This window comes from Balneola sp. (assembly GCA_003712055.1).
GTDB lineage: Bacteria > Bacteroidota > Rhodothermia > Balneolales > Balneolaceae > RHLJ01.
Genome location: RHLJ01000001.1, coordinates 679,124 through 690,653 on the forward strand (window position 1 = coordinate 679,124; position 11,530 = coordinate 690,653).

11 protein-coding genes are annotated in these 11,530 nt (G+C 39.7%); 2 read left to right on the forward strand and 9 right to left on the reverse strand.

What is annotated here, in order from left to right:
• The first annotated feature begins 68 nt into the window (after positions 1-68).
• Positions 69-815, forward strand: coding sequence for a TIGR00266 family protein (locus tag ED557_03045; GenBank protein RNC85767.1), 747 nt, complete (start codon positions 69-71; stop codon positions 813-815).
• 4 nt (positions 816-819) lie between these two features.
• Positions 820-1,617, forward strand: coding sequence for a class I SAM-dependent methyltransferase (locus ED557_03050; GenBank protein ID RNC85768.1), 798 nt, complete (start codon positions 820-822; stop codon positions 1,615-1,617).
• 4 nt (positions 1,618-1,621) lie between these two features.
• Here ED557_03050 and ED557_03055 read toward each other — a convergent pair whose 3' ends face one another.
• From ED557_03055 to ED557_03095, 9 genes are all read right to left on the reverse strand, one after another.
• Positions 1,622-3,145, reverse strand: coding sequence for a transcription termination factor Rho (locus ED557_03055; protein ID RNC86152.1), 1,524 nt, complete (start codon positions 3,143-3,145; stop codon positions 1,622-1,624).
• 131 nt (positions 3,146-3,276) lie between these two features.
• Positions 3,277-4,527: a hypothetical protein gene (locus ED557_03060; GenBank protein ID RNC85769.1), complete on the reverse strand. Its 1,251-nt coding sequence runs from the start codon at positions 4,525-4,527 to the stop codon at positions 3,277-3,279.
• Positions 4,527-5,375: a hypothetical protein gene (locus ED557_03065; GenBank protein RNC85770.1), complete on the reverse strand. Its 849-nt coding sequence runs from the start codon at positions 5,373-5,375 to the stop codon at positions 4,527-4,529. The genes ED557_03060 and ED557_03065 overlap by 1 nt, the downstream gene beginning before the upstream one ends.
• A complete protein-coding gene (locus tag ED557_03070; GenBank protein ID RNC85771.1) occupies positions 5,368-5,862 on the reverse strand; it encodes a hypothetical protein in 495 nt (164 codons plus the stop codon). The genes ED557_03065 and ED557_03070 overlap by 8 nt, the downstream gene beginning before the upstream one ends.
• Positions 5,863-5,949: 87 nt before the next feature.
• Positions 5,950-6,369, reverse strand: coding sequence for a hypothetical protein (locus ED557_03075; protein ID RNC85772.1), 420 nt, complete (start codon positions 6,367-6,369; stop codon positions 5,950-5,952).
• Positions 6,350-6,592: a hypothetical protein gene (locus tag ED557_03080; protein ID RNC85773.1), complete on the reverse strand. Its 243-nt coding sequence runs from the start codon at positions 6,590-6,592 to the stop codon at positions 6,350-6,352. The genes ED557_03075 and ED557_03080 overlap by 20 nt, the downstream gene beginning before the upstream one ends.
• Positions 6,593-6,842: 250 nt before the next feature.
• Entirely contained in the window at positions 6,843-8,606 is a 1,764-nt protein-coding gene (locus ED557_03085) for a glycoside hydrolase family 13 protein (GenBank protein ID RNC85774.1), read from the reverse strand.
• 12 nt (positions 8,607-8,618) lie between these two features.
• Entirely contained in the window at positions 8,619-10,130 is a 1,512-nt protein-coding gene (locus ED557_03090; GenBank protein RNC85775.1) for an MFS transporter, read from the reverse strand.
• A 23-nt stretch (positions 10,131-10,153) separates the two neighbouring features.
• Positions 10,154-11,521 carry an alpha-amylase gene (locus tag ED557_03095; protein ID RNC85776.1) on the reverse strand — a complete coding sequence of 456 codons (1,368 nt, stop codon included), beginning with the start codon at positions 11,519-11,521 and terminating at the stop codon, positions 10,154-10,156.
• Positions 11,522-11,530: the final 9 nt, after the last annotated feature.

Sequence of the window (11,530 nt, forward strand, 5' to 3'; positions counted from 1 at the left end):
TTTGATCTAAGTAGAGATTCCCTGACTTTTGTTTTGAGAAACAAAAAAAGTTAACACAATCAGGGAAGATGAATTCACACGAAATTGACTACACTATCCATGGAAATGACATGCAGGTCATTTCTATTGAATTAGATCCTCAGGAAACGGTAATCGCCGAAGCGGGTACGATGAACTGGATGGACAGGGGAATTAACTTTGAAGCCAAATTGGGAGATGGATCACAACCGGATAAGGGAATATTTGGAAAGCTTTTGGATGTAGGGAAAAGAGCCTTAACTGGAGAATCTATTTTTCTCACCCACTTTACAAACGTGGGTTCAGGGAAAAAGGAAGTGAGTTTCGCAGCTCCCTACCCTGGCACTATAATCCCGTTAAACTTGAAAACTATCGGTGGCGAAATCCTGTGTCAAAAAGATGCTTTTCTTTGTGCAGCTAAGGGTACTGAAATAAGTATCGCTTTCAATAAGCGATTAGGCAGTGGCTTTTTCGGGGGTGAAGGATTTATCCTCCAAAAGTTGCGAGGTGATGGACTCGCTTTTCTTCATGCAGGTGGTACGGTAATAGAGCGAGAGTTAAATAATGAGTCTTTGTTAATAGATACCGGTTGTATTGTAGCTTTTTCACCTGAACTGGAATACAACATTGAACGATCAGGCAATATGAAGTCCATGTTTTTTGGTGGAGAAGGATTATTCCTTGCTACTCTTCAAGGTACCGGAAAGGTTTATCTGCAAAGTTTACCCTTCTCTCGTTTGGCTGATCGAATTATCCAGCAAATTCCAAGAACTCCTGTTCATAGAGACGATAATTAATTGTATGCCGGAGTATTCAATTAAAGGTGGTGAACAAGGTGCTAAAAGACTGGATATTCTATTTAACACGCTTGAAGGAAGTACCAACGAGTTTCTTAATCGAGCTGAACTAAATCAAGGTATTCATTGCCTGGATTTAGGCTGTGGAAACGGCGGGGTATCTTTTCTTTTGGCAGACCTTACCGGATCAGAAGGCCAAGTTCTCGGATTAGATATTGATCAAAAAAACATTCAAATCGCTAATGAAACAGCCAGTAAAAAAAATATTGAGAATATATCCTTTCAACGTTTTGATGCATATGAATTAGATAATAACAACGAATATGATCTTGTCTATAGTCGCTTTCTACTGTCCCACCTCGCCTCACCGGAAACTGTTCTAAACCGCATCTTCGACTCACTCAAAACAGGCGGTACCATATTAGTTGAAGACACAGATTTTACCGGGCATTTTTGCTATCCAAATTCTGCTCACTTTGATCAATATGTTTCCCTATATCAAAAACTGCTTAAGATAAGAGGTGGCAATGCCAACCGAGGTCAGGAACTTGTTGGCATGCTAGAAAAAGCTGGGTTTACCGATATAGAATTCACAATATCACAACCTGCTCATACATCAGGTAATGGCAAGCTAATGGCTGAAATTACTTTTGAAGCTGTATTTCAGTCGCTTATAGATGAACAACTCATAGACAAGAAAGAGTTCTCAGAGATTCATAAAGGACTCATTGAATTCCGAAAACGCGAGGATACCTTAATGAGCCTTCCCCGAATCTTTCAGGTAAAAGCTCGTCGGGAATAATGAATTACTGATTCATTGAGATCAGGAACTCTTCATTATTTTTAGTTCCCTTTACTTTCTCAATTAAGAACTCAGCCGCTTCGAACGAATTCATCTTGGTCATATAACGTCGAAGCAATACTACCTTTTCTCGTTCGGCATCGCTTACAAGTAGTTCTTCCCTTCTGGTTCCGCTTCTAAACACATCAATAGCTGGATAGATTCTACGGTCAGAAATTCTTCTATCGAGGACAATCTCACTGTTACCAGTACCTTTAAATTCCTCGAAAATTACATCATCCATCCTGGAGCCAGTATCAACAAGAGCAGTAGCAATAATGGTTAAGGAACCGCCGCCTTCTATATTTCGGGCAGAACTGAATAACTGACGAGGTACTTTCAGTGCTTCTGAATCCACACCTCCTGTCATTGTACGTCCTTTATTACCTGCTCCTACATTATACGCTCTTGCAAGGCGGGTTATTGAGTCGAGAAGTAATAGTACATCATGCCCGCTTTCAACAAGACGTTTTGCTTTTTCAAAAACAATCTCAGAAAGCCCAATATGGTTTTCCGGCTTCTCATCAAAGGTAGAAGCTACAACTTCTGCTCCATCAACCGTACGTTCCATTTCGGTTACTTCTTCGGGGCGCTCGTCTACTAGTAAAATCAGGATCTTTGCTTCCGGGTGGTTCTTAGATACCGCATTTGCAATATTTCGAAGAATTGTAGTTTTACCCGTTTTTGGTTGAGCCACAATCAACTGACGCTGTCCTTTACCAACCGGAGCAAATAAATCGATAAATCGGGTGGTATACTCACCATGATCATACTCCAGGGTATATCTTTCCTCCGGGTGTATAGGAAGCAATTCATCAAAATTACCCCGGTTATCCATGTCTGTTGGAATTCGGCCATTTACTCCTTCCACCCTAAGTAATGCAAAATATCGCTCCCCTACTTTTGGAGGTCTGATAATCCCAATTACACAATCTCCTTGTCGTAGTCTAAATCTTTTTATTTGAGAGGGAGATACATAAATATCGTCGGGACTGGCTTTGTAGTTATAATTCACTGATCGAAGAAAGCCATACCCATCAGGCAATATCTCTAATGTCCCCTCATTGATCAGGTAAGGCCCAAGTTGATCAGTTATCTCGGCAATACGTTCAAGCAAAGTAGGAGCATCAGATACCGGAAGTTGATCATGCTCATGATTTCTATTCCTATTGTTTCTGTTTCTCTGATTATTTCTCCTATCGTTTCGCTTGTTCTCTTTTAGATCTTCTTGTTTGTCTTCCTGGTTATTCGTTTTATAAGAAACGATGTGTGACTGCGAACCGTAAGTTTTGAGTTCTTCCTCTTTTTGTGAAGTTGCCGGAACTGGCACAACTTCTTTTTTACCTGCAATTGCTGTTATTTGATCGATGAGCTCCGCTTTTCTAACCCCCGTAACTTTGCCAACTCCAACCGACTTGGCTATATCTTTTAGCTCTGGTAATTTTTTTGACGCAAGAGCATCTAACTCTTCCTGTGAAAGTTTAGTCATCCGATTATCTGACATAAAATATGTGTACGATTACAAAATTTACTTACTTAATTGGGGTGAGTGCTATTTATCTACTTTTTTGGATAATACAGTTAAGCACTCAATCTGGTAAGGATACAATGAGAAGGTGGTTAAAAGTTATTTTGAACTATCCACCGTTTAACTACCGGGTAAAAGTAAAAACTTCCTGCAAAAATTACTACTTCCGTATCGATTTCCTTCAATATAGTATGATATGATTGTTCCGTGATCGGTTTACAGCTTAAGATTTGATTTATGTCCTCATAACTAGCTGCCCTTTCGGAATCCATCTTGTAAAAAAATACCTGCTCAAAATCTTCAAAAAGGGAGAGTAATTCTACGTTCACTTTATCATTCAATAGAGACAGAATAAGTGTTTTACTTCCTGCTATCTGCTTCAATCCATCGAGCATAGACCGAATAGCATCAATATTGTGTGAGCCCGAGAAATACCAATTGTTATCTATGGTTAATTTCTCAAACCTGGCTGGAACACCACTAAAAGAAGAAATGGAGTGTACAAAAGAACTATCCTCAACCGGATAATTTGGTTTAAGCGTATCGATAACCATATATACTATTGCAGTATTCCATGCATTTACCGGTTCCAGGAAATTTGTACCTATGGGATTAGCAAGGGTATTCAGACCGATGGTTTTATCTTTGAATACAGGGTCTAAATCACTGCTAAGCAGCAATATAGTCCCCACTCCTTCCACAACTTCTTCAATAGCTTCTAGCGCTTCTCCCTTTATATTTCCAATTACTACCGGAACTCCTTCCTTAATAATGCCTGCCTTTTCAAGAGCAATTTCTTTTAGAGAACTCCCCAGGATTTGTTCGTGATCTCTTGAAATACTCGTTATCACACTTATAAGAGGAGATATAATATTGGTAGCATCAAGCCTCCCTCCCAGCCCGGTTTCTATAATTGCTATATCTACCTTCTTTTCACTAAACAACCAAAAAGCGAGTGCGGTAGAAATTTCAAAATAAGAAAGTCGAGTTTCCTTAATAAGAGACCCATAACTATTAAAGAATCTCAGAATCGTTTCATCTTCAATATCCTTTCCATTTATTTTGAAACGCTCGTTATACCTCAGCAAATGTGGAGAGGTAAACAATCCGGTTTTGAACCCTGAATTTCTGTATACATGCTCTAATAAATAGCAGGTAGATCCTTTTCCGTTTGTCCCTGCCACATGAATGGATCTGAAGTTATGCTGTGGATTACCAATCTTATCACAAAACAGACTAATGTTTTCCAGACCAAGATTAATAGCTGTTATACCTGACTTGCTGAACATTGGGATTTCATTCAAAAACTGAAATACTTCTTCAATTGTATTGAATGATGCCATTACCCCAGGTTTTGATCTCTATAGTTGGAAAAGATCTCTTTTATAGCCTCAAAAGCAGGCGTTGTAGTTAGGAATTCCTGACTGTCTATTCTAGAAACAGGTAGTAATTCTCTTATAGAGTTAGTAACAAATACACAATCCGAATCTAGTAACGCATCCCATCTGAATTTGCCCTGAACTACTTCAAACTCCGTACTTTGCTCTAGCAATTCAATAATTATCCTTCTGGTAATTCCGGGATAAAGATCTGCTTCAATAGATGGAGTGTATATGGTTTCCCCTTTCACCCAAAACAGATTAGCTATGGTTGTTTCACTAATCAGTCCTTCACTTGTAGTCATTAGTGCATCATCTGCTCCCCGGCTTTTAGCCTCTTTAGCTGCGAGAATATAATTAAGGCCGTTGGAGAGTTTAATATGCCTTGCTAAGGCTTCTGAGGATATCGATTTAATGGATACCGTAGAAAGTGATACTGAATCCTTCAATTCTTTAAGAGCACTTGAAGAGCTTAACCATTCACCTCTTTTCGAATCGGTTGAATATCCTCTTTCACCTTCTCTCCAGCATTGAACACGAATGATAGAGTCGATATCTGTTTCATTATTAGCTTTTAAAAGCTCGCTTAGCTTGAGTCTGAAATCCTCGAATCCAAATGGAACGTCTATTCCAAGATAATTAGCTCCTTCTTTAAGCCTATTGAAATGAGCGTCCAGTTCAAGAAACTTCATCTTATATGACCTGAACGTGGCAAAAAAACCATCTCCATACATCATTCCCCGATTGATCGGCGAAATGAGCACTTCGGATTCTGGCAGTACTTCTCCGTTAAGAACTACAAAATTACTCATCAACAAAAGGGGCTAATTGGTCTGATAATTGGTTCTCTTTATAGCCTACCTGAATGTTTACAGGCTTTCCATTCTCATCCAGAATCAGGTAGCTGGGTATACCTGGCACTCTAAGTTCATTATTCAATACTGTCCCGTCGATATAATGAAAGTCATATTGGTTAGATGGAACTTCCAATTCCTCTGTAGCATCTCTTACAAGTGCAGCAACTACATTTATCTTTGTTGATCCATGGCTTATTACATCCAACTCGGCCATAATATCAGAAGACTTTTCAGACCAGGATGCCCAAAATAAAACAAGGGTCTTTTCTCCTGAGAATTCTCCCAGGCGCAAGCTATCACTTTTGTAGATATATGGGTGTGGCTTAGTTAATAATGAATCGTACGACTGCGCATAACTCAGAAACTGATCAGTTCTTCTTTCCGAGAAATTGAAAGATGAAACAGCAATAAATATCATTGATATTGCTCCACATACCAACATAAATGGAACAAAGTATTTCTGGTCTAATTTCATGCAACTAAAGATAAAGATTCGAGCCTGGACTCATATCTAGATTCTATTAATTTTCTATCCTAAGTATGGTGATATGAGTCTAAGTGGTTTTCCTTTTGAATCTCTGTAAACTAAGAAATCCGAATCAGTAGTGAGTATTTCCGAATTATTATTTTGATTATAAAGCTGTACTAAACTTATATCCGCAAAAGATGTTCCTATATCCTGGTATTTCCTTATTTGCTTAAAAAAGTCAACCGGAGACAAAGACAAACCTGACTCAACAAAAAGTAACCCATCCTTAATCAAACCTGAAATTGCATAAATAACTTTATCTGAGTTTCTGGTTAAAAAGAAGAGTTCAGTTAATACTGGTTCACAAGTTACAAGCCTTAGCTGATCAAAATTTAATTCCGTTGAAGCCCAATGATGAAACTGATCTCTTCTACTAAATAAAGCAACAAGAGGACCTGTATCAAGAAATACTGTCTTCACCTAAGCCTTCCAAATATTTGGGGTTAGTAGAAAGATCAGATGGAGCATCATTAATTATGCCCACATACTTTTGCATTTTTTCCAACATGGAACCAGGCTTAGGGGTTACCTCATATTCCACTATTTCTTCATTCACAAGGTTCATAATTACTTCTTTCTGAGAAACTCCTTTTTTCTCGGCAAGTAATTTTATTTTCTGTTTTTCTTCGGGAGTAACCTTCATCCCAAACCAGACTATTTCTTTTTTCGACTTTTTCAACACTCAAAATTTGTTGCAACAATTTTATAAAATTGTTGCAACATTTTCAATTTTAGATTACACCTTTTTCATTAACATGCTAAAAGGAAGACAGGATATCCAATTACCATTTTGTATGTTTTCGACGCACTATGAAAAACTACTCTTTACAAATCTAAGACAGATTTAGTGAATAGCACCTAATAGGAATTTTTCAGTATCCAAAATTTATGGTTTATCCGCGGCAGTTGAGTTGGATAATCATTGCAGATAGAGAAGAAACAGATATTTGTTCTTGTTGGATTTCGTCGCCACTTAATAAATCAGTTGCTGGACACGCAGGTAAGGATATAGACTTAACGGAATCACTCCAGTTAATAGAAACAATGACCGTTGGTTCTGAATCAAGCACTCGTTCAAATGAAATAAACTCCTTTTCAAGAACTGTGAACCTGGCACTTCCTCGTTTAAGTGCTTCCGAAATATTCCTGATTTCACCTAGTTTTTTATAATAGCCGAATAAGGCTTCATCAAAGTTATTCGAATCCACAGGACGTTCCCATCCATAAGGATGATATGTTTCATCCTCATACACAAGATCTGGCCATACCATTGGTTTTCTATCGTCCGGGTCGTCGGCACCCCACATACCTGATTCAGTTCCATAATAAATCATTGGAGCTCCTTTCCAGGTGTATTGAAATAAAGCCGCTAATTTCTGAATTGATCGTTCTCTGGAGTTAGGCTTCCTAACCTCATAGTCTTCATTTGGATAAGCGTCAGGATTATAGGCCTGTCCCTTATTAACTACAGAAGTAGCTAGGCGTGAAGTATCATGAGAATCCATCAGGTTTTGGAGTACATCTAAACTAGCTTCCGGGTAATCACTTTCAATTTGTACTAATCGATCCCTGAATGCCTCTTCTGATATGGCCTGATCGATCATAAAAAGCTTTACAGCGTCTGTAAATCGATAATTCATTACAGAGGTAAACATATCTGCGGTTATGAACTCTTTGGCTTCATCGGTCCAAATTTCAGCAACTGTAATGGCTTCAGAATTAATGCTTCGTACATACGCATGCCAATCTCTCCAAAAGTTTTTCCCCACTTCTGAAGCAACATCTAACCTCCACCCATCTACGCCATCACTGGGGTCTCCATCTCCATTAGGATCCATCCATCTTTTGGTTACTTCAAAGATGTGTTGCTTGACAGGATCAGTTAGGTTCTCATTTTCTTCCCGGTATACCGGAAGCCCTTTAAAGCCCCACCATCCTTCATAATCAAATTCGTTTTCCGGGGTATTGGGATCATCATAAGAAGTAACGATGTACCAATCCTTATAAGGTGAGTTTTCCTGATTCTTTATTAAATCTTGAAAAGCCCAGAATTCGGTACCGGTATGATTGAAGACCCCATCGATTACAATTTTCATTCCCCTTTTATGTGCTTCATTTATAAGCTGAAGGAAAAGCTTATCTCCTTCCGTCCACCCCCAGGTTTCGGGATTGCCGGGATCTTCACTCAGAATTTGTTGTACATCTCCCTCCGGATCGGGTCCAAAATTACGATCAATATGATGGTAATAACTTGCATCATATTTGTGCATGCTTTGAGCATCAAACACAGGATTAAAATAAATAACACCAACACCTAATTCGTGCAAATAATCCAGTTTATCAATCACTCCCTGAAGATCTCCCCCATATCTTCTCTCTCTAACTATCGAATAGAAGTCATCAGAGTGATTCACCTCCCAGGCATCTCTTTTATACCAGTCTTGAGTCCAGGAAGTGATCTCCCAACCTTCGGGACCCCTAGCCCTTTCACGGTTAGGCTGGTTAGTTGGATCACCATCTCTAAATCGCTCGGGAAATATTTGGTACCAGACTACCCCTTCCGCCCATTCAGGAGCATGAAATTCTTTGGTCTTTTCAGGTACACAGGAACCTATCACTAATACTAAAAGGAGTAATAAAGATAGATTCCTGATCATAACAACTATTGGTTAGGTTGAAGCTACACTTACTTCGTCGTCTATTCTTAAACAAAGAAGTCCTGCTACGATCATGGAGACACCGCCAGTCAGCAATATCATCACAGTTTGGCCACCAAAAAAAGTAGTGAGTATAAATCCTAACAGCGATGCAGCCAATATTTGAGGAATTACAATAAAGAAATTGAATACCCCCATGTAGTATCCCATCTTATCTGGTGGGATAGAACCGGAAAGGATTGCATAAGGCATGGAAAGAATACTTGCCCAGGCAATACCAACACCGATCATACTTAACCAAAGCAAATTAGGCTCGGATATGAAGTAAATGGATATCAGTCCTGCCCCACCAAAGAATAAGGCTATCATATGGGTGGCCTTCCTGCTTGTTTTTCTAGCTACCCAGGGTAGTAGGATCGCAGCAAGTGCAGCAATACCGTTATATCCTCCAAACAAATTACTCACCATATCAGCTCCCTGGTTGTAGAGCAATGACGTTGTATCATCCGTACCATAGATATGGGAAGTAACTGCTGAAGTTGTATAAATCCACATTGAGAATAACGCAAACCAGGTAAAGAACTGAACGACAGCCAGCTGTACCATAGTTTTGGGCATGGAATTGAAATCCTTAACAATATGCACCAATGCTGATTTTGTTTGTCCGTTCTTTGTTAAGGCCGAACCAATCAGGTGTACCAAACCAAAGAATATTAACCCACCTCCCAATACATGAAGCTGTTGATCAATTCCTGAGAGGGCAACATACAATGAAAAGACTGCACCGATTAGAATTGAAATGATTCCAATCTTGGTAAACTTTTTTGTGAAGAATTCCTCTTCACCTGAGGCCATAGCCGGCTCATCATGATTCTCATCTTCCTCAGGCGGATATTCCTTAGTCGAAAAGACCGTCCACATAACGGTAATGAAGTACATAGCCGCACCGATGTAGAATGAGTATTTCACCGATGGGGGTATCACTCCCTCAGGAGCAGTATTAGGAATGTTTAGCCAGTTTGCAAAAATCCACGGCAAGAATGAAGCTACAAGAGCACCAATCCCAATAAAGAAACTCTGCATCGCAAACCCAGAAGTTCTTTGTTCATCTGGCAATAAATCACCCACAAATGCTCTGAATGGTTCCATTGTGATGTTGATAGAAGCATCCATAATCCAAAGTACACCTACAGCAATCCAAAGTGCTGCAGAGTTTGGCATAGCTACCAACGCAATTGCCCCGGTAATTGCGCCCAATGCAAAATAAGGGCGCCTCCTCCCCCATTTAGGTAACCAGGTTCTGTCTGAATAATATCCAATGATTGGTTGTACAATGAGTCCTGTAACCGGAGCAGCAAGCCAATATATGGCAAGGCTTGAAGTGTCAGCTCCAAGAGTTTCGAAGATTCTACTGGTGTTTGCGTTTTGAAGCGCAAATCCCATCTGAATTCCAAGGAATCCAAAACTCATATTCCAGATTTGCCAAAAATTGAGCCTCGGTCTTTGTGTGACTTTATCAGACATCCTATTCGTTGTTTGTGTTAAGGTTATTTTGTGGCCAGTATAAACCACTTATTTGGAGGGAGCTCAAGATCATAGGTATTAGCACCTTCCGAATTGAACTCTCCTTCGGTTACCCCATATTTAGCATACACACTTGAAGACCACACTGGCACTGAGATTTGCTGGGGTTCTTCTGAATTATTAATCGCTACGATCACCTGATGCTCATCTTTCTTTCTGGTAAAAGCAAAGGTATTGGCAGGTGATTCAATTCGGGTAAAATCTCCTCCGTAGCTACCATTCCATAATGCTTCATTTTCAGTATTCAACTGAAGCAGGAAGCGGTAGAAATCTTCATATGCATACTCTTTCCACTCGATTTCGTCCTTTTCAAAAAACTCTAACTGCTTATCAAGAATCGACTCCTGACCATTATAGATAAGGGGCATACCCGCTACTGTTGCTGATAATACCGCAAAGTTCTCAAAGTTCGCTCCGTACATGCCCGGATCTGTTCCATTCCATGAATTTTCATCGTGATTGCTGGTGAAGTACATGCGATAGCCATTCGAAGGGAAACGTTCTGCATCCTCAGCGAAGAGCGCATCCAAATCCTCAAAGGTTTGTTCTCCTTTTGCAATTTCGCGGATTATATGAGCATACTGCCACGCATAGTTCATATCAAATACTTCGATAAGTAACTCTGGCTCTCCATCTTCAGCAAGCATGAACACATCTTTTACTTTATCCAATTCAGCAATAGCATCTACCCAAAAATCCATAGGAACCATACCAGCTACATCACATCGGTATCCATCAATATCGAATTCTCGCACCCAGTACACCAAAGCGTCAATCATTGCAGCTCGCATATCTTCATTACCGTAATTAAGATCAATTACATCGCTCCAGTCGTCTACTGGTGGCTGGAAGTTCCCTTCTTCATCTAATGTATACCAATCTTTATTCTCAGTCCATGCATTATCCCAGGATGAGTGGTTGGCTACCCAGTCTATAATTACCTTGAATCCCATTTCATGAGCCTCATCAACCAGCGCTCTGAAGTCTTCCTCAGTACCAAACTCCGGGTTAATACCTTTGTAATCTTTAATGGAATAATAGCTACCTAAGGTTCCTTTTCTATTCAACTCACCGATTGGCTGAATGGGCATTAACCAGAGAATCTTTACTCCCATATCTTTGAGCCTTGGGAGATCTTCCCTGAATGCATTGAATGTTCCTTCAGGACTGTACTGTCGAATATTTACTTCATAAATATTCGCATTCTTACTCCATTCGGGGTGTTCAACTTTACTTAGAATAGGCCCGGTTTCTGGCTGTGGCTGTTGACAGCCCACGAAAAGAATACCCAGGAGTGCGAGTAGAGAAAGGGAACGAGTAAAAGACTTCATGATTTATTT

Coding starts and splice junctions, on each gene's coding strand:
- ED557_03045 (RNC85767.1), top strand. CDS start 69: ATGAATTCACACGAAATTGACTACACTATCCATGGAAATGACATGCAG.
- ED557_03050 (RNC85768.1), top strand. CDS start 820: ATGCCGGAGTATTCAATTAAAGGTGGTGAACAAGGTGCTAAAAGACTG.
- ED557_03055 (RNC86152.1), bottom strand. CDS start 3,145: ATGACTAAACTTTCACAGGAAGAGTTAGATGCTCTTGCGTCAAAAAAA.
- ED557_03060 (RNC85769.1), bottom strand. CDS start 4,527: ATGGCATCATTCAATACAATTGAAGAAGTATTTCAGTTTTTGAATGAA.
- ED557_03065 (RNC85770.1), bottom strand. CDS start 5,375: ATGAGTAATTTTGTAGTTCTTAACGGAGAAGTACTGCCAGAATCCGAA.
- ED557_03070 (RNC85771.1), bottom strand. CDS start 5,862: ATGTTGGTATGTGGAGCAATATCAATGATATTTATTGCTGTTTCATCT.
- ED557_03080 (RNC85773.1), bottom strand. CDS start 6,592: ATGAAGGTTACTCCCGAAGAAAAACAGAAAATAAAATTACTTGCCGAG.
- ED557_03085 (RNC85774.1), bottom strand. CDS start 8,606: ATGATCAGGAATCTATCTTTATTACTCCTTTTAGTATTAGTGATAGGT.
- ED557_03090 (RNC85775.1), bottom strand. CDS start 10,130: ATGTCTGATAAAGTCACACAAAGACCGAGGCTCAATTTTTGGCAAATC.
- ED557_03095 (RNC85776.1), bottom strand. CDS start 11,521: ATGAAGTCTTTTACTCGTTCCCTTTCTCTACTCGCACTCCTGGGTATT.